This is a genomic window from Pseudomonas sp. PH1b, from assembly GCF_000633395.1.
GTDB lineage: Bacteria > Pseudomonadota > Gammaproteobacteria > Pseudomonadales > Pseudomonadaceae > Aquipseudomonas.
Genome location: NZ_AYMU01000002.1, coordinates 602989 through 623611 on the forward strand (window position 1 = coordinate 602989; position 20623 = coordinate 623611).

Sequence of the window (20623 nt, forward strand, 5' to 3'; positions counted from 1 at the left end):
GATTTATCGATAGTTAATGACGTTATGGCAGAGCAGGGCCCGATCTCCATTGCATGCACTCTCCTGGCAGGAAACCCCATGACGGACGCGTTCGAACTCCCCAGCACCCTGGCCCAAGCCCTGCAACGCCGGGCGGTGCAGACCCCCGATAAAGTGGCCCTGCGCTTTCTTGCCGAAGAGCAGGATCAGAGCGTGGTCCTGAGTTACCGGGACCTGGATCTTCGCGCGCGTAGCATTGCCGCCGCCTTGCAGGCCAATGCTGCATTGGGTGATCGCGCCGTGCTGTTGTTTCCCAGTGGCCCGGATTATGTCGCGGCGTTTTTTGCCTGCCTGTACGCGGGCGTGATCGCTGTGCCGGCCTATCCACCGGAGTCCACCCGCCGTCATCACCAGGAGCGCCTGATCTCGATCATCGCCGACGCCGAGCCGCGCCTGCTGCTGACCAGCAGCGGGCTCGGCGATTCCCTGTTGCAGATGGACGAGCTCAAGGCCGAGGGCGCGCCGCAGCTGTTGTACGTGGACAGCCTGGACGCCGGTCTGGCCGCGCAGTGGCGCGCCGTGGACCTGCAGGACGACGACATCGCCTTCCTGCAATACACCTCCGGTTCCACCGCCTTGCCCAAGGGCGTGCAGGTCAGCCACGGCAACCTGGTGGCCAACGAACTGCTGATCCGTCGCGGCTTCGGTATCGACATCAACCCCGATGACGTGATCGTCAGCTGGCTGCCGCTGTACCACGACATGGGCCTGATCGGCGGCCTGCTGCAGCCGATCTTCAGTGGCGTGCCCTGCGTGCTGATGTCGCCGGCTTATTTCCTTGCTCGGCCACTGCGCTGGCTGGAAGCGATCAGCCAATACGGCGGCACCATCAGCGGCGGCCCGGATTTCGCCTACCGCCTGTGCAGCGAACGGGTCAGCGAGTCAGCCCTGGAACGCCTCGACCTGAGCCGCTGGCGCGTGGCCTATTCCGGTTCCGAGCCGATCCGCCTCGACACCCTGGAACGCTTCGCCGAGAAGTTCGATGCCTGCGGTTTTACCGCGGACAACTTCCTGGCCTCCTATGGCCTGGCCGAAGCCACCTTGTTCGTCGCCGGAGGCGTGCGCGGCCAGGGCATCCCGGCGCTGCACCTGGATGACCAGGCCCTGGCGCAGAACCGCGCCGAGCCAGGATCGGGTAGCGCGATGATGAGCTGCGGCTTCAGTCAGCCGGAGCACGCGGTGCTGGTGATGGATCCGCAGCAACTGAGCGAATTGCCTGACAACCACATCGGCGAAGTCTGGGCTGCTGGTCCAAGCATTGCCCATGGTTACTGGCGCAACCCCGAGGCCACGGCCAAGTCTTTCGTTCAGCACGCCGGTCGTACCTGGCTGCGTACCGGCGACCTGGGCTTCATGCGCGACGGCCAGCTGTACATCACCGGGCGCCTCAAGGACCTGCTGATCGTGCGCGGGCACAACCTGTATCCCCAGGACATCGAAAAGACCATCGAGCGCGAAGTGGAAGTGGTGCGCAAGGGGCGGGTGGCGGCCTTCGCGGTCACCGACCAGGGCCAGGAAGGCATCGGCATCGCCGCGGAGATCAGCCGCAGCGTGCAGAAGATCCTGCCCCCGGAGGCGCTGATCAAGGCCATCCGCCAGGCCGTGGCCGAAGCCTGCCAGGAAGCCCCCAGTGTGGTGGTGCTGCTCAACCCCGGTGCGCTGCCAAAGACCTCCAGCGGCAAGCTGCAGCGTTCTGCCTGCCGCACTCGCCTGGCCGATGGCAGCCTGGATTACTACGCGCTGTTCCCGGATGCATCCACCCGTGAGCCGTCCGGCACCGATCAGGCTGCTGGCGACGAACTGCAAAGCCTGATCGCCGGCATCTGGCAGGAGCAACTGCAATGCGCCTCGGTGGCGGGGGACGATCATTTCTTCCTGCTGGGCGGCAACTCCATCGCCGCCACTCAGGTGATGGCCCGCCTGCGTGAAGCGCTGGGCCTGGAGCTGGGCCTGCGCCTGTTGTTCGAAGCCCCGACCCTGGCAGCCTTCACCGCCGCAGTGGCCCGTCAGCAGCAGGACGGCGGCGTGGCCCAGGGCAGCATCAATGCGCTGTCGCGCCAGCAGGCCCTGCCGCAATCTTTGGCACAGAACCGCCTGTGGATTACCTGGCAACTGGACCCACACAGCAGCGCCTATAACATACCCGGCGGCCTGCGCCTGCGCGGCGAACTAGACGAAGACGCCCTGCGCGCTAGCTTCCAGCACCTGCTCCAGCGCCATGAAGCCCTGCGCACGCGTTTCTTCGAGCGCGATGGCCAGGCCCTGCAGCAGGTGGATCCGGCTGCTGAATTCAACCTGCAAGTCATCGACCTCAGCGACCTGCCCGCCACCGAGCGCGAAGCCCGGGCCCGGCAGATCCGCGAGGATGAAGCCCACACCCAGTTCGACCTGGAGCAAGGCCCGCTGTACTGGGCGACCCTGGTGCGCCTGGATGACGACGAGCACCAGTTGCTGCTGACCTTGCATCACATCATCGCTGACGGCTGGTCGCTGAATGTGCTGATCGACGAATTCTCCCGGCTCTACGCCGCAGCCGCCCAGGGCCAGGCCCTGGAGCTGGCGCCGCTGAGCCTGCAATACGCCGACTACGGCAGCTGGCAGCGCCAGTGGCTGGCCCAGGGCGAGGGCCAGCGCCAGCTGGATTACTGGAAGCAGCAACTGGCCGATGAGGCACCGGTCCTCAGCCTGGCCACCGACCATCCGCGTTCCGCGCAACTCAAGCACAGCGCGGCGCGCCACAGCCTGCGCCTGAGCGCGAGCCTCAGCGAAGCCGTGCGCCAGAGCGCCCAGGCCCAGCAGGCCACGCCCTTCATGCTGTTGCTGGCGGCGTTCCAGACCTTGCTGCACCGCTACAGCGGGCTCACCGATATCCGCATCGGCGTGCCCAATGCCAACCGCCCGCGCCTGGAAACCCAGGGCCTGCTGGGCTTCTTCATCAACACCCAGGTGCTGCGCGGCCAACTGGACTCGCGCCAGTCCTTCGCCGAACGGCTGCAACAGACCCGCACCGCCGCCCTGGGAGCCCAGGCTCACCAGGACCTGCCGTTCGAACAGTTGCTGGAAGCCTTCCCCGAGGCGCGCGAGCAAGGCCTGTTCCAGGTCATGTTCAACCACCAGCAGCGTGACCTCGGCGCCTTGCGCCGCTTGCCCGGCCTGCTGGCCGAAGAGCTGCCGTGGCACAGCCGCGAGGCCAAGTTCGACCTGCAACTGCACAGCGAGGAAGATCGCAATGGCCGCCTGAGCCTGGCCTTCGACTACGCCGACGAGCTGTTCGACGCCAGCACCATCGAGCGTTTGGCCCAGCACTTTGTCAGCTTGCTGGAACACGCCTGCCAACAGCCGGACAGCGCCCTGGGGGATTTGCCGCTGCTGGCCAAGAGCGAAACGGCACAGCTGCAGGAGTGGGGCGTGGCGCCTGGCGCGGTTGCCGAACACTGGCTGCCGTACCTGCTTCACGAACAGCTGCGCCAGACCCCGGAGCGCACCGCGCTGGTCTGGGAGGGCGGTCAGTTGAGCTTTGCCGAACTGCATGCCCAGGCCAACCGCCTGGCCCATTACCTGCGGGACAAGGGCGTGGGCCCGGACGTGTGCGTGGCCATCGCCGCCGAACGCTCGCCGCAACTGCTGATCGGCCTGCTGGCGATCATCAAGGCCGGCGGCGCCTACGTGCCCCTGGACCCGGACTACCCGGCCGAACGCCTGGCCTACATGCTCAGTGACAGCGGCGTGCAACTGCTGCTGACCCAGACCCACCTGCTGGCCCAACTGCCCGAGGCCGAAGGGGTCAGCGCCATCGCCATGGACAGCCTCAAGCTCGACAGCTGGCCGAGCCACGCGCCGGGCCTGCACCTGCATGGCGACAACCTGGCGTACGTGATCTACACCTCCGGCTCCACCGGCCAGCCCAAGGGCGTGGGCAACACCCACAGCGCCCTGGCGGAGCGTTTGCAGTGGATGCAGGACAGCTACCAGCTGCAAGCCGATGACGTGCTGATGCAGAAGGCTCCGATCAGTTTCGATGTGTCGGTGTGGGAGTGCTTCTGGCCGCTGATCACCGGCTGCCGCTTGCTGATCGCCGCCCCTGGCGAGCACCGCGACCCTCATCGCATTGCCCATCTGGTGCAGGAGCACGGGGTGACCACCCTGCATTTCGTGCCGCCGCTGTTGCAACTGTTCGTCGAAGAGCCGTTGAGCGCCGATTGCCACAGCCTGCGCCGAGTGTTCTCCGGTGGCGAGGCGCTGCCTGCCGAACTGCGCAACCGGGTGCTGGAGCAACTGCCCAACATCCAGCTGCATAACCGCTACGGTCCGACCGAAACCGCGATCAACGTCACCCACTGGCACTGCTCCACCCATGATGGCGAGCGTTCGCCCATCGGCCGCCCTCTGGGCAACGTGGTGTGCCGGGTACTCGATGCCGAGCTCAACCCGCTGCCGGTCGGCGTGCCTGGCGAGTTGTGCATCAGCGGCCTGGGCCTGGCCCGGGGTTACCTGGGCCGCCCGGCCATGACTGCCGAACGCTTTGTGGTTGATCCGCTGAGCACGCAGGGCGCGCGCCTGTACCGCACCGGCGACCGTGTGCGCTGGTGTGCCGACGGGGCCCTGGAATACCTCGGGCGCCTCGACCAGCAGGTCAAGCTGCGGGGCTTTCGCGTCGAGCCACAGGAAATCGAAGCCCGCCTGTTGGCCCAAGAGGGTGTGGCCCAGGCTGCGGTCCAGGTACGGCAGACCGTGGCCGGCGCGCAACTGATCGGCTACTACACCGCCAGTGCCGACGACGAGGAAGCCGAGGCGCAGAACCAGCGACTGAAAGCCGCCCTGGCCGCCGAGCTGCCGGAATACATGGTGCCGGCGCAACTGGTGCGCCTGGAGGTCATGCCCCTGAGCCCCAGTGGCAAGCTGGATCGCCGGGCCCTGCCGGAGCCGCAATGGCAAGTGCGCGAGCACATCGAGCCGAGCACCGAGCTGGAACAGCAGATCGCCGCCATCTGGCGTGAAGTGCTGGGCCAGCCGCGCATCGGCCTCAAGGATGATTTCTTTGCCCTGGGCGGGCATTCCCTGCTGGCCACCCAGATCATTTCCCGCACCCGCCAGGCCTGCGATGTCGAGCTGCCGCTGCGGGCATTGTTCGAAGCCAGTGAACTGGGGGCCTTTGCCGAACAGGTGCTGCTGATCCAGGAGTCCGGCGCGCGCAACCAGCAACCGCCGATTGCCCGGGTCGACCGCAGCCAGCCGGTGCCGCTGTCCTATTCCCAGCAGCGCATGTGGTTCCTCTGGCAGATGGAGCCCGACAGCCCGGCCTACAACGTCGGTGGCATGGCGCGCCTTTCTGGCGTGCTGGACGTGGGCCGCTTCGAGGCGGCGCTGCAGGCGCTGATCTTGCGCCATGAAACCCTGCGCACCACCTTTCCCAGTGTCAACGGCGTGGCCCAGCAACGGGTGCATGCCGACACCGGCCTGCGCATGGCCTGGAAGGATTTCTCGGCCCTGGCCGCCGATGCCCGCCAGAGCCGCCTGCAGCAACTGGCCGACAGCGAGGCGCACCAGCCCTTCGACCTGGAGACCGGTTCGCTGCTGCGCGCCTGCCTGGTCAAGGCTGGCGAGCAGGAGCACTACTTCGTCCTGACCCTGCACCACATCGTCACCGAAGGCTGGGCCATGGACATCTTCGCCCGGGAACTGGGCGCGCTGTACGAAGCCTTCCTCGACGACCGCGAGTCGCCCCTGGAACCCTTGCCGGTGCAGTACCTGGACTACAGCGTGTGGCAGCGTCAGTGGCTGGAAGCCGGCGAGCGCCAGCGCCAGCTGGACTACTGGACCGGGCAACTGGGCCGCGAACATCCATTGCTGGAACTGCCCAGCGACCGACCACGGCCGGCGGTGCAAAGCCACCAGGGCGAGCTGTACCGCTTCGACTTGAGCGACCAGCTGGCGGCCCGGGTGCGGGCCTTCAATGCCGAGCACGGCCTGACCCTGTTCATGACCATGACCGCGGCGCTGTCGCTGCTGCTGTACCGCTACAGCGGCCAGACCGACCTGCGCATCGGTGCGCCGGTGGCCAACCGCATCCGCCCGGAGAGCGAAGGGCTGATCGGTGCCTTCCTCAACACCCAGGTACTGCGTTGCCAGCTTGACGGGCAGATGAGCGTCGGCCAGTTGCTGGAGCAGGTACGCCACACCGTGATCGAGGGCCAGTCGCACCAGGACCTGCCGTTCGACCATCTGGTGGAAGCGCTGCAACCGCCCCGCAGCACCGCCTACAACCCGCTGTTCCAGGTGATGTGCAACGTCCAGCGCTGGGAGTTCCAGCAAAGCCGGCAACTGGCGGGCATGACCGTGGAATACCTGGTCAACGATGCCCGGGCCACCAAGTTCGACCTCAACCTGGAAGTCACCGACCTGGATCAGCGCCTGGGTTGCTGCCTGACCTACAGCACCGACCTGTTCGACGAGCCGCGCATTGCACGCATGGCCGACCATTGGCGCAACCTGCTGGAAGCCTTGCTCAATGACCCGCAACAGCGCCTGTGCGAGTTGCCGTTGCTGCAAGCCGAGGAACAGCAACAACTGCTCGACAGCTTGAGTGTGGAGCCCGGCGAGCAACGCCTGGACCAGTGCATCCACCACCTGTTCAGCGAGCAGGCCCTGGTTCGCAAGGACGCCCCGGCCCTGACCTTTGCCGGGCAGACCCTGAGCTACAGCGAGCTGGACAGCCGCGCCAACCGCCTGGCCTGGATGCTCCGCGAGCGCGGCGTGGGCCCGCAGGTGCGGGTCGGCCTGGCCCTGGAGCGCTCCCTGGACATGGTCGTCGGCCTGCTGGCGATCCTCAAGGCCGGTGGCGCCTACGTGCCCCTGGACCCGGAATATCCCCTGGACCGCCTGCACTACATGATCGAGGACAGCGGCATCGGCCTGCTGCTCAGCGATGCGCGGATGTTTGCCGCCCTGGGCGAGTTGCCGGCGGGTGTCGGTCGTTGGTGCCTGGAGGAGGACGGCGCGCTGCTGGCCGACTACCCGGCCAGCGAGCTGCCGTTCATCAGCCTGCCCCAGCACCAGGCGTACCTGATCTACACCTCCGGTTCCACCGGCCAGCCCAAGGGCGTGGTGGTGTCCCACGGGGAAATCGCCATGCACTGCCAGGCGGTGATCCGCCGTTTCGGCATGCGTCCGGACGATTGCGAGCTGCACTTTTATTCCATCAACTTCGACGCCGCCACCGAGCGTCTGCTGGTGCCGCTGCTCAGCGGCGCCCAGGTGGTGCTGCGGGCCCAGGGCCAGTGGGACGCCGAGGAAATCTGCCAGCTGATCCGTCAGCACCGCATCAGCATCCTTGGTTTCACCCCGAGCTACGGCAGCCAGTTGGCCCAGCATCTGGCGACCCAGCAGCAGACCCTGCCGGTGCGCATGTGCATCACCGGCGGCGAGGCCCTGACCGGCGAGCACCTGCAGCGCATCCGCGCGGCCTTCCAGCCGAGCCTGTTCTTCAACGCCTACGGCCCCACCGAAACCGTGGTCATGCCCCTGGCCAGCCTGGCGCCGCAGCAGTTGGCCGAAGGCGTGGCCAGCGTGCCCATCGGCAGCATCGTCGGGGCCCGGGTGGCTTACATTCTCGATGCCGATCTGGCCCTGGTGCCGCAAGGCGCCACCGGTGAGCTGTATGTCGGCGGCGCCGGCCTGGCCCAGGGTTACCACCGTCGTCCGGGGATGAGCGCCGAGCGTTTTGTCGCCGACCCGTTCACCACTGATGGCGGACGTCTGTACCGCACCGGCGACCTGGTGCGCCAGTGCGCCGACGGCCAGGTGGAGTACATCGGCCGGGTCGACCATCAAGTGAAGATCCGTGGTTTCCGCATCGAGCTGGGGGAAATCGAAACCCGCCTGCTGGATCATCCAGCGGTGCGCGAGGCGGTGGTGCTGGCCCTGGACACCCCGGCCGGCAAACAGCTGGCCGGTTACCTGGTGACCGAGGTCGCCGAGCAGAATGAAGTGCAACAGGCCAACCTGCGCGAAGCCCTCAAGCAACAGCTGAAAACCCAGCTGCCGGACTACATGGTGCCGACCCACCTGATCCTGCTGGCCAGCATGCCGCTGACCGCCAACGGCAAGCTCGACCGTCGGGCCCTGCCATTGCCGGACCCGGAGCTCAACCGCCAGCACTACGTGGCGCCGAGCAACGCCCTGGAGCAGACCCTGGCCGGGGTCTGGGGCGAGGTGCTGAACGTGCAGCAAGTGGGCCTCAACGACAACTTCTTCGAACTGGGGGGCGACTCGATCCTGTCGATCCAGGTGGTTAGCCGCGCTCGCCAGCTGGGAATCCATTTCACCCCGCGTGATCTGTTCCAGCACCAGACCGTGCAGACCCTGGCGCGGGTCGCCAGCCACAGCCAGCGCATCAGCGCCGAGCAGGGCCAGCTCAGTGGCGAAGCGCCGCTGACGCCGATCCAGCACTGGTTCTTCGACAGCGCCATTCCCCAGCCCCAGCACTGGAACCAAGCCTTGTTGCTGGAGCCGCTGAGTACCCTGGATGCCCCACTGCTGGAGCAGGCGCTGCTAGCGGTAGTGGAGCAGCACGACGCCCTGCGCCTGCGCTTCAACCAGGTCGGCGGCCAGTGGCGCGCCGAGTACCTGCCGCTGTCCGATGCCCCGTTGTTGTGGCAAGTGCGGGTGCCGTCCATGGCCACCTGCGAGGCGCTGTTCGCCGACGCCCAGCGCAGCCTCGACCTGGAACACGGGCCGCTGCTGCGGGCCGTGCTGGTGGACGGCCCGGAAGGCGAGCAACGCTTGTTGCTGGCCATCCATCACCTGGTGGTGGACGGCGTGTCCTGGCGGGTGCTGTTGGAAGACCTGCAGAACACCTATCGCCAACTGCAAGCCGGGCAGGCCATGAACCTGCCGGCCAAGACCAGCGCCCTGCGCGATTGGTCGAGCCGCCTGCAGGCCTATGCCGGCAGCGAATCCCTGCGTGAAGAACTCGGCTGGTGGCAGCAGCAACTGGCTGGCCCGGCCGCACAACTGCCGGGCCTGAATGCCGCCGGCAGCCAGCAGCATCAGCAGGCCCGCAGCCACAGCGTGACCCTGGATGCCGAGCGCACCCGCCAGCTGCTGCAACAGGCCCCGGCGGCCTATCGCACCCAGGTCAACGACCTGCTGCTGACCGCCCTGGCCCGGGTGCTGTGCCGCTGGAGCGGGCAGCCTTCGGCCCTGGTGCAACTGGAAGGCCATGGCCGCGAAGCGCTGTTCGACGAGATCGACCTGACCCGCACCGTGGGCTGGTTCACCAGCGCCTATCCGCTGCGCCTGACCCCGTTGCAGGTGGAAGAAGCAGCCGGGCAGGGCGCCTCGATCAAGGCCATCAAGGAACAACTGCGCGGCGTGCCGCACAAGGGCCTGGGTTATGGCGTGCTGCGCTACCTGGCGGATGAAAGCTGCCGCGAGGCCCTGGCGGCGTTGCCGCTGGCACCGGTGACCTTCAACTACCTGGGGCAGTTCGATCAGAGTTTTGGCGCCGATGCGTTGCTGCGCCCGCTGGATGAATCCGTCGGCCCGGCCCACGCACCTGAAGCACCGTTGCCCAACGAGTTGAGCATCGACAGCCAGGTCTATGGCGGCGAACTGGTGCTGCGCTGGACCTACAGCAGCCAACGTTTCGATGCCGAGCTAATCGGCGAACTGGCCAGCGCCTACCTCGGCGAGCTGCAAAGCCTGATCGCCCATTGCCTGAAGGACGATGCCGGTGGCCTGACGCCGTCGGACTTCCCCCTGGCGCGCCTGACCCAGGCCCAGCTCGATGCCCTGCCGGTGCCGGCGGCGCAGATCGAGGACGTCTACCCGCTGACCCCGATGCAGGAGGGCATGCTGTTGCACACCCTGCTGGAGCCGGGCACCGGCCTCTACTACATGCAGGACCGCTACCGCATCAACAGCGAGCTGGACCCGCAGCGTTTCGCCCAGGCCTGGCAGGCAGTGGTGGCGCGTCACGAGGCCCTGCGCGCGTCCTTCTGCTGGAACGTCGGCGAAGACATGCTGCAAGTTATCCACAAGCCAGGCAGCACCCCGGTCGAGTTCCTCGACTGGAGCGCTGTACCCGAGGCCGAGCAGGAACCCAAGCTGCAAGCCTTGCACAAAGAGGAACGCGAAGCCGGTTTCGATCTGCTCAGCCAGGCACCGTTCCACCTGCGGCTGATCCGCGTCGGCGCCGCGCGCTACTGGTTCATGATGAGCAACCACCACATCCTCATCGATGCCTGGTGCCGCTCCTTGCTGATGAACGACTTCTTCGAGATCTACACCGCCCTGGGCGAAGGCCGCGAGGCGCAGCTGGCGGTGCCGCCGCGCTACCGCGACTACATCGGCTGGCTGCAGCACCAGAGCCTGGCCGAGGCGCGGCAGTGGTGGCGGCAGAACCTTCAAGGTTTTGAACGCACCACGCCGATCCCCAGCGACCGGCCGTTCCTGCGCGAACACGCCGGTGACAGCGGCGGCATGGTTGTCGGCGACTGCTACACCCGCCTCGATGCCCGGGACGGTGCGCAACTGCGCGAGCTGGCGCAGCAGCATCAGCTGACCATCAACACCTTCGCCCAGGCGGCCTGGGCCCTGGTGCTGCGGCGCATGAGCGGCGATCGCGACGTATTGTTCGGGGTCACCGTGGCCGGGCGCCCAGTGGAAATGCCGGAGATGCAACGCACCGTCGGCCTGTTCATCAACAGCATCGCCCTGCGGGTCAAGCTGCCGGAAGATGGCCAGCGCTGCAGCGTGCGCCAGTGGCTCAGCGGCTTGCTCGACAGCAACATGCAACTGCGCGAGTACGAGTACCTGCCGCTGGTGGCGATCCAGGAAACCAGCGAGCTGCCCAAGGGCCAGCCGCTGTTCGACAGCCTGTTCGTGTTCGAGAACGCGCCGGTGGAAGTCTCGGTGCTGGACCGTGCCCAGAGCCTGAACGCCAGTTCGGATTCCGGCCGTACCCACACCAACTTCCCGATTACCGCGGTGTGCTACCCGGGGGATGACCTGGGCCTGCACCTGTCCTATGACCAGCGCTACTTCGAGCAGGCGACCATCGAGCGCATGCTCGGTGAGTTCAAGCGCCTGCTGCTGGCCCTTATGCAGGGCTTCCATGGCGACATGGCCGAGCTGCCGCTGCTGGGCGCAGAGGAGCAGGACTTCCTGCTGGCCGGCTGCAACCAGAGCGCCCATGAGTACCCGCTGGAGCGCAGTTACGTGGAGCTGTTCGAGGCCCAGGTGGCGGCCCATCCGCAACGTATTGCCGCCAGTTGCCTGGATCAGCGCTACAGCTATGCCGAATTGAACCGCTGCAGCAACCGCCTCGGGCATGCCTTGATCGCCAACGGCGTGGGCTTTGATCAACCGGTGGCCTTGCTGGCCGAGCGCGGCCTGGAACTGCTGGGCATGATCATCGGCAGCTTCAAGGCCGGGGCCGGCTACCTGCCCCTGGACCCGGGCCTGCCGAGCCAGCGCCTGGGCCGCATCATCGAGCTCAGCCGCACGCCGCTGCTGGTGTGCACCGCGGCCTGTCGCGACCAGGCCCAGGCCCTGCTGGATGAATTCGGCTGCGCCGGCCGTCCGCGGCTGCTGGTCTGGGAAGAGCTGCAAGCCGCCGGGCACGCCGAGAGCAACCCGGGACGCTACAGCGCGCCGGACAACCTCGCGTATGTGATCTACACCTCAGGTTCCACCGGCCTGCCCAAGGGCGTGATGGTGGAGCAGCGCGGCATGCTCAACAACCAGCTGAGCAAGGTGCCGTACCTGCAACTGAGCGAGGCCGACGTGATCGCCCAGACCGCCTCCCAGAGCTTCGACATTTCGGTCTGGCAGTTCCTCGCCGCGCCGCTGTTCGGCGCCCGGGTGGACATCGTGCCCAACACCATTGCTCACGATCCCCAGGGCCTCCTGGCCCACGTCGAGGAGCAGGGCATCAGCGTGCTGGAAAGCGTGCCGTCGTTGATCCAGGGCATGCTCGCCCAGGACGCCATCGCCCTGGATGGCCTGCGCTGGATGCTGCCCACCGGCGAGGCCATGCCCCCCGAGCTGGCGCACCAGTGGCTGCTGCGTTATCCACAGATCGGCCTGGTGAATGCCTACGGTCCGGCGGAATGCTCCGATGACGTGGCCTTCTTCCGTGTCGATATGGCCTCGACCCGTGGCGCCTACCTGCCCATCGGCACGCCCACCGACAACAACCTGCTGTACCTGATGGACGACGCCCTGGAGCTGGTGCCCCTGGGCGCGGTGGGCGAGTTGTGCGTGGCCGGCACCGGGGTCGGCCGTGGCTATGTCAGCGACCCGTTGCGCACTGCGCTTGCCTTCGTGCCCCATCCGTTCGGTGCTGCGGGCGAACGCCTGTACCGCACCGGCGACCTGGCACGTCGGCGCAGCGACGGCGTGCTGGAATACGTCGGCCGCATCGACCATCAGGTGAAGATCCGCGGCTACCGCATCGAACTGGGCGAGATCGAAGCGCGCCTGCACGAACAGCCGGAAATCCGCGATGCCGCCGTAGGTGTGCAGGAAGGGGCCAACGGCAAGCACCTGGTGGGCTATCTGGTCGCCAGTGACTCAAGCCTGAGCCCGAGCGAGTGCCTGGAGCGAATCAAGCCGCGCCTGCGCGCCGAGTTGCCGGAATACATGGTGCCGCTGCACTGGCTGTGGCTGGAGCGCCTGCCGCTCAACGCCAACGGCAAGCTCGATCGCAAGGCCCTGCCGGCCCTGGAGATCGGCCAGTTGCAGAGCGAGGACTACCTGGCCCCGAGCAGCGAGCTGGAGCAGACCCTGGCGGACATCTGGGCCGAAGTGCTCAAGGTCGAGCGGGTGGGCGTGCGCGACAACTTCTTCGAGTTGGGCGGGCATTCCCTGCTGGCCACGCAGATCGCCTCGCGGGTGCAGAAGACCCTGCAACGCAACGTACCGCTGCGGGCCATGTTCGAGTGCAGCACGGTGCAGGAGTTGGCCGCGTACATCGACGGCTTGGCCGGGAGCGAGATCAGCGAGGAGAAGGTCGACCTGCTCAGTGATCTGATGGCCGAGTTGGAGGGCTTGTAAGCTTTTGCGGCGGGCGCAGCCACCCCAAAGGCTGCGCCTCACTCCTTCAGGAAGGTCGCGCATTCAGGCTTTACGGCCGCTGCATAACCGAGCGCTCTCTACAGGAAGCCTATACAGGGGGTGAAATAGAAAGGCAGTATTACGCCAAGGGTTTTTGTTTGCCCTTATGGATTGGACTGAGCATGAAGAAAAAATAACAGGGATGCATCGGATGAAAGCAGAGTTGCGAGGCGGCGAAAAAATCATCAAAGAAGGGCCGGCTAACCTTCAAAGAAATATTGAGACGGTGGGCGGAAGGCTTTTTCTGACGAACCAGCGTCTGCTATTTGTCGCGCATAAAATTAACTTCCAAAGCGCTCCTAACGAGATTGAAATTTCAAACATCCAGTCATTGCAACCGGCATGGACTAGATTTTTAGGTCTTATCCCCATTTTCCCCAACTCTTTATCTGTTTTTACAAAGCAGGGTATAGAGTCTCGATTTGTACTATTTGGCCGTGACGCATGGGCTGCTGCGGTTACTGCAACCATGAATGGGGCCAATGGCTAAAAAACCTTCAGTTTGAAATAGTCCGCCGCGCATTGCCCGACAGCAGCCCTGTCGGGCTTTGTCGTTTCAGACAGTTCAAGGACCGGAACCATGGCAGAGCAGCTTTACTGGCACGACATCGAAGACACCCTGGGCAACTGGAGTGGCCTCGGCGTCGAGGTCGAACCGGGCGCCACGGACAAACCGCCGCTGTACCTGCGCACCGGCGCCAATGCCCGGATCAAACTGATGCACCACGACACGCCGCTGTTCTGGGCCACCTCGGCCCGCGACTACGGCGGCGCCTGGCTGGTGCGCAATCCGCTGTCGGAGGGCGCCGAGTGCCGGCTGCTCGCCCCCATCGATTCGCCCACTGTCGAACAGCACGCCGTACTGGCGCCAGAGCAGCGGATCAAGGCCTGGAGCCGCTATTTCGTTTCTCGCCTCAGCGCAAGCGCCAGCCATTTTCTCACCCCCGGCCACTGGCTGGCCCAGGGCCTGCTGCCGGAGCCGTCGACTCGCACGCGCGGCCTGGACAAGTGGCGCTTCACTTCGCACAACGACCCTCTGAGCCATTTGCCCGGCTGGAACCTGTACGGCAGGGACGTCCCCGACAATCTGCAATTGCAGACCCTGGAGTGGATTGACTGGTGGCATGGCGGCAAGCTGATCGGCCTGCACCGCGTCGATCCGCTGGCCGGCCGCTTGAAGTGGTGGCGCAAGAAGGCCCGCGAAGACAGCCTGCCGCCGATCCTGCTGTGGTACATCCGTGGCCTGGATTCCTATGTGATCATCGACGGTCACTACCGCTTGCAGGCGGCCATCGCTGAGAACCTCGCGCCCTTGTTTATCGTCCTCAGCGCCACCCGCGAGCGCGCAGTCACACCGTGCCCCAAGCATCAGGAACGGGTGCTGGATTCGCTGCGCAAGCGTGGCGACGCGGTGCCGCGCAACAAAGTCATCAGCACCGAGCACCTGAACCAGGTGCTGATCCAGGCCTATGACGATCGCCCCGAGCTGCTCAGCGTGACTTATGCCTGGGCCAGCAATGATCCGGAGTCGCTGTGGTGCGAGGAGGTTCGCCGCTGCCTGGCCGGGCAGGGGCTGGAAGCCGAACTGGACGCGGTGATCGCCCGGCACGGCTAACCCGTCGAGCCCATTCGCTGGCCACAAGGTGCCCGGCGTCGCGCTGAGGGGGCTGCAGGAGGGAAGCTGCCGGCAGCCCCCCAGTCATGGTCCCTGCAAGAGGCGCTTCGGGGCGCTGCTGGGTTGGCGGGTGCAAGAGGCTTGGGTGTTTTTGTTATAGTCGCGCCCGTTCGCCGCAGGGCAGTTGCTGGATTAGGGACAATCGTGGATCAGATTTTCTGGCGTGATATCGAGGATTTGGCCGGCCACTGGAACGGCCTGGGGGTGGACGTCAAAGGTCCGGCCAGCGGCAAGCCGAACCTGCGCCTGCTCAGTGGCAACAATGAGCGCATGCAACTGGTGCTGGGGGACCAGACCCTGCTCTGGGGCACCATGTCGCGCTGCCTCTATGGTGTGTGGCTGGTGCGCAATGACCTGCTGCAGCAACTGCCGCAAACCCTGGTGGGCCCTATCGACTCGCCCCTGGTGGAACAGCATGCGCGCCTAGATCCGGCCCTGCGCCTCAAGGCCTGGAGCCGCTTCTTCGTCCAGCAGCTGATGCAGCACCAAGCGGATTTCTTCTACCCCGGTTACTGGCTGGTGCGGGCGCTGCGTCCGCAGTCCCAGAAGCCGCTGCGACCCCTGCTCAAAGGCGTTGACGCCTGGTACTTCAAGGGCGGCGAAGATGCCCTGAGCCGTATGCCGCAATGGGCGATCCATGGCCGCAACATCCTCGACAACCAGCAGCCCGGCGCGGCGCGCTGGGTCGAGCTGGGGGAGTACGGTGGCGCGGTGGTCGGCCTGCATGGCGTAGACCCGCATTCCGGTCGCTTGAAGTGGTGGCGCAAGAAAGCCCGCGAAGGCAGCTTGCCGCCGGTTCTACTGTGGTACGTCAGCGGCCTGAGCTGCTACCTGATTCTCGATGGTCATTACCGCCTGCAGGCGGCCATCGATGAAAACCTGCCGCCGCAGTTCCTGGCCCTCAGCTCGCCACGGTTGCGCCGCTATCGCCTCAACCCGGAGGAGCAACAGAAGGTCATGGGGGCGCTGCAAGTGCAGATCCAGCGCAAGAACCTGGACACCGGGCGCTTCAACCAGCTGCTGATCAGCACCTTCGATGACCGGCCGTATCACGGCTTTGGCAGCCAGTCCTGGGCGGGGATTGCTTCGGAGCAAGTGTGGATCGATCAGGTCAGCGGCATTCTCAAGGAGCGCGGTGACCTCAGCGATCTGGAGGAGCTCCTCGAACGCGAGGGGCCGGCGGAGTACTACTGAGCGCCACCCTCTGGGTTTGCCGTGGCAACTTGGAGTTTTGCTGCAGCGAACGTTGATTTCCGTGACCGGCAAACTGGATAATGATAACAATTACCATTAGCGCGCCGGTCTCGATGCACAGTCCCGTAGACACCAAAGCCATAGTCGCCAATCTATATAGCGAGAATTACCGCTGGTTGCGGGCCTGGCTGTATCGCCGATTGCAGTGCCCGCAGGACGCTGCGGACCTGACCCAGGACACCTTCGTGCGCACGTTGACTGCCGGCCAACTGGCCGATCTCGACGAGCCGCGGGCGTTTCTCGCCACCGTGGCCAGGCGCTTGTTGAGCAACCTGTTTCGGCGCCGCGCCCTGGAGCAGCAGTACCTGCTGGAGCTGGCCCGGATGCCGCAGGCCTTCATCCCCTCCGAAGAGGAACTGGCGCTGGTGCGCGAAGCGCTGGAGTTGATCGACCGACTGCTTGAAGGTTTGCCGCAACGGGTGCGCCACGGGTTTATCCTGCATCGCCTTGAGGGCCTGTCGCAGCCGCAGATTGCCGAGCGCCTGGGGGTTTCCCTGGCGACCGTTGAGCGCGACCTGCGACGGGCCTTTTTGCATTGCCTGAGCGAGTGCGCCGCATGAGCCGTATCGCCATTGATCAGGCCAATCGTGCCGCTGTGGACTGGCTGCTGAAACTGGAATCCAGCACGCCGGGTGATGCCGTGCAGCAGGCCTTTGCCCGCTGGCTGGCGCAGAGCGGCGAACACGCCGCTGCCTGGCAGCGGGTCAACGCCGTGCTCAGCCAGCCCTTGCAGCAACTGCAGAGCGCCGAGCAGGTGCAGGCGGCCAGCCGAGCCTTGCGTTCGCTGCCCTCGCCAGGGCGGCGCAAGGTGCTGGGTGGTGGCCTGGCGTTACTGGTGCTGGGGGGCGGTGCTGCCGGGTTGGTCAACCGCGTGTTGCCCTTGGGCCAGGTGCTGGCCGATCTGGATACCGCCACCGGCCAGCGCAAGTCCATGACCCTGGCCGATGGCAGCCGCATCCACTTGAATGCCCGCAGCGCCGTGGACATCCGTTTCGATGCCGGGCAGCGGCGCATTGTCCTGCGTGAAGGCACGGTGCAGGTCGAGGTCGCCGTCGACCCGGCGCGGCCGTTTATCGTCGACAGCGACGGCGGGCAGGTGCAGGCCCTGGGCACCCGTTTCATGGTCAGCCGCAACGACCTCGGCAGCCTGGTTTCGGTGCAACAGCACAGCGTATTGCTGACCACTCGCCAGGGTCGCCAGCAGCGGGTCGAGGCCGGCGAGGCCTTTGCGTTCAACGGGCAAGGCATCGAGCGCCAGGCGCCGTCGCTGCGCACCCGGGTGGACTGGCTCGACGGCCGCATCGATGTGCGCAACGAGCCTTTGGGCGAATTGATCGAACTGCTGCGGCCCTACCGCAGCGGCCTGTTGCGCATCAGCCCGGAAGCGGCGCGGGTCCGGGTTTATGGGGTGTTCCCCCTGGATGACAGCGATCAGGTGCTGCTGGCTCTGGGTGAAACCCTGCCGATCCAGGTGACCCGCTATGGCTTCTGGCTGACCCGCATCGAGCTGCGCTGATTTTTTTCAAAAAAAAACCGGCACGCTGAGGGGGTTGGGCTTTTCCCGTGTCCTGGTTATGGAAAGCCAACCTAATAACGAGCCCTTTCCATGTCCCAGATTATGTTCCGTCCCAGCTTGCTGGCGATGGCTGTCGTTCTGAGTTACGCCACTCTGCCCGCTGTTGCCCAAGCCGCGGTCGACCCTCAGCAGGCCCAGGCCATGCGAGCGTTCGATCTGCCTGCCGGTGACCTGGGCGAGACCTTGAGCCGCATCGCCCGGGACAGCGGTCGGGTGCTATCGGTGGCTCCGCAGCTGCTCAGCGGCAAGCGTTCCAGCCGGGTCAGCGGGCAACTGACCCCCGAGCAAGCCGTGCAGCAGGCCCTGGCGGGCAGCGGTCTGGGCCTGAGTATCACCCCCAGCGGCACCTGGAGCCTCTACCCGTTGCCCACGGGGTCGGCGCTGCAGCTGCAGCCGACCCATATCCAGGGCCAGAACCAGGAGCAGGCCTGGGGCCCGGTGGACGGTTACGTGGCCACCCGCAGCGCCACTGCGACCAAGACCGACACGCCGATCCTGGAGATTCCCCAGACCATCAACGTGGTCACCGCCGATCAGGTGCAGACTCAGGGAGCGCGCAATCTGACCCAGGTGCTGCGCTACACCCCGGGGCTGAGTGTCAACGGCTACACCGACCGCAACACCATTGCCGACGAGATCACCAGCCGCGGTTTCGCCCCGACCCCGCTGTACCTGGACGGCGCCTACCTGCCCTATGCCGGCAGCCTGGGCGGGGCGCCGCAGATCGATCCCTACACCCTGGAGCGCATCGAAGTGCTCAAAGGCCCGTCGTCGGTGCTCTATGGGCAGAACCAGCCCGGTGGCCTGGTCAACCTGGTGTCCAAGCGCCCCAGCAGCGCGCCGCAACATCAGGTCAAGTTCGGCCTGGGCAGCTACAACCGGGTCAATGGCGCCCTGGACAGCAGTGGCCCGCTGGATGATCAGGGGGAGTTCTCCTACCGCCTGATCGGCGTGGCGAAGAAGGGCAACGAGCAGGTGGCCCACACCAACAGCCAGCGCACCCTGCTGGCGCCGAGCCTGACCTGGAGCCCGAGCGACGCCACCCGCCTGACGCTGTTCGCGCAGATCCAGCGCGACGACGGCCTGGCCGACTACCAGGCCCTGCCAAAGATCGGCACCCTCGAACGCGGCCCCGACGGGCGCAAGATCGACCGGGATTTCTTCAACGGCGATTCGCACTACAACGATTACCAGCGCGACCAGTACATCCTCGGCTACGAGTTGAGCCAGGCCCTGAACGACGACCTGAAGTTCCGTTCCACGGCGCGCTACATCGACGTGCGCGACCGCTACACGGGCTTCTACCTGCGCGGCTTCGTCAGCGATGCTGGCGGCGCTACCGACTACACTCGGGCCACCCGCACCAAGCTCGATTGGCAACAGCACAACACCGCCTACACCCTGGACAACAACCTGGAGTACCGCTTCAACACCGGCGCCCTTGAGCACACCACCCTGGCGGGCGTGGACTATCGGCGTTTCAATCGCAAGTACACCGGCTACAACGCCTACGGGGTCTTGCCGGTAGACCTGTACGGCAAGAACAACTACGCCACCAGTAGCGTCACCCCCGACCTGACCACCCGCTGGGACAACACCGTCAGCCAGACCGGCCTCTACGCCCAGGACCAGATCAAGCTCGAGCAATGGATACTGACCATCGGTGGCCGCCAGGACTGGGCCGAAGTGGAAAACAAGGACCTGCTGGCGCGCAGCATCGTTGAACAGCGCGACCACAAGTTCACCGGCCGCGTGGGCTTGACCTACCTCACCGATTTTGGCCTGGCGCCCTATGTCAGCTACTCCCAGTCCTTCCTGCCGACCGTCGGCACCAGCGCCCCGGAGCGCGGTGGCAAACCCTTCAAGCCCACCGAGGGCGAGCAGTATGAAGTGGGGGTGAAATACCAGCCCTTCGACAAGACCCTGATGACCGCCTCGGTGTACCAGATCAAGCAGAAGAATGTGCTGACCGGCGACCTGGCCAATCTCGAGTACCAGATCCAGGAAGGCGAAGTGCGCTCGCGCGGGGTTGAACTGGAGATCAAGTCCAGCCTGGAGAATATCGACCTGATGGCGGCGGCCACCTACATCGACTCGTTCTACACCAAGAGCAACTACGCCGAGAAAGGCAACCGTAGCGAAGCCCAGGCCCCGGTCTCGGCCAGTGCCTGGGTCGACTACCACTTCACCCAGGCGGCGCTCAACGGCCTGACCTTCGGCGTAGGTGCGCGCTACACCGGCAAGAAGCCGGGGGACTCGGGCAACAGCTTCACCACGCCGGCCTATGTGGTGTACGACACCACGGTCAGCTACGACCTGGGCAAGCTCGACCCGAGCCTGCGCGGGCTGAAAAGCAGCCTCAACGTGCAGAACCTGTTTGACCGGGAATACGTCTCGGACTGCAACTACAACTTCGGCTGCTATTACGGCCAGGAGCGGGTGGCTGCGGTGGAAATGAGCTACGACTGGTAACGCCGGGCGGCAGCCCTTGAAATGTTTTTTTGTGGCGAGGGAGCTTGCTCCCGCTGGGTGGTGCAGCCGCCTCCATGGCAACCACGCCTCAGCCTCAGGCCTGCCTGCTCGCCGGCGTAAGCCATGAGCTGGGCGGAGCATGACTGGGGCGGCGGGCCTGCGCCGGCGGCACAAACCTGCCCTTGGCAGGCATCAGTCAAGAGCGGGCCGCCTGAGCTGTTTCTGACGTTGGCCCCAGGCTCCGGCAACAGCGATGGCAGTGATCCGGATGTCGTGGATAAGCTTCTGAAGGTGGGGCGTTTCGCTTTCTTTCGTAAGGATAATCCGAGACACTGCGGGCCGCTTGAATGCGCCTGGTGGGCGGGCTAGGGTGCTGGAGCTATCGCAAAATCGATGGCTCGGATGTGCAAGTCCGAATTCTGCAAGTGCGCAAAAATGCTCAGCTATACCTGGGCGTTTCATGTCCGCTGCGTTATGGCGGCCGTGCG

7 protein-coding genes are annotated in these 20623 nt (G+C 65.7%); all 7 read left to right on the forward strand.

The features are described 5' to 3' along the window. Positions 1 to 78: 78 nt before the first annotated feature. The 7 genes from U873_RS0105380 (at position 79) to U873_RS0105405 (ending at position 20135) form a co-directional block, all read left to right on the forward strand. Positions 79 to 13098, forward strand: a complete 13020-nt coding sequence (locus U873_RS0105380; RefSeq protein WP_025127260.1) for a non-ribosomal peptide synthetase — start codon at positions 79 to 81, stop codon at positions 13096 to 13098. Between the two features lie 211 nt (positions 13099 to 13309). After that, positions 13310 to 13648 carry a hypothetical protein gene (locus U873_RS35040; RefSeq protein WP_081818611.1) on the forward strand — a complete coding sequence of 113 codons (339 nt, stop codon included), beginning with the start codon at positions 13310 to 13312 and terminating at the stop codon, positions 13646 to 13648. 90 nt (positions 13649 to 13738) lie between these two features. Beyond that, positions 13739 to 14773, forward strand: a complete 1035-nt coding sequence (locus U873_RS0105385) for a hypothetical protein (RefSeq protein WP_025127261.1) — start codon at positions 13739 to 13741, stop codon at positions 14771 to 14773. 204 nt (positions 14774 to 14977) lie between these two features. Continuing rightward, a complete protein-coding gene (locus U873_RS0105390; RefSeq protein WP_025127262.1) occupies positions 14978 to 16027 on the forward strand; it encodes a hypothetical protein in 1050 nt (349 codons plus the stop codon). Positions 16028 to 16140: 113 nt separating this feature from the next. Next, a complete protein-coding gene (locus U873_RS0105395) occupies positions 16141 to 16647 on the forward strand; it encodes a sigma-70 family RNA polymerase sigma factor (RefSeq protein WP_025127263.1) in 507 nt (168 codons plus the stop codon). Then, positions 16644 to 17603 carry a FecR domain-containing protein gene (locus tag U873_RS0105400; RefSeq protein ID WP_025127264.1) on the forward strand — a complete coding sequence of 320 codons (960 nt, stop codon included), beginning with the start codon at positions 16644 to 16646 and terminating at the stop codon, positions 17601 to 17603. Before U873_RS0105395 ends, U873_RS0105400 begins: the two co-directional genes overlap by 4 nt. Before the next feature lie 90 nt (positions 17604 to 17693). Then, positions 17694 to 20135: a TonB-dependent siderophore receptor gene (locus U873_RS0105405; RefSeq protein WP_025127265.1), complete on the forward strand. Its 2442-nt coding sequence runs from the start codon at positions 17694 to 17696 to the stop codon at positions 20133 to 20135. Positions 20136 to 20623 lie beyond the last annotated feature (488 nt).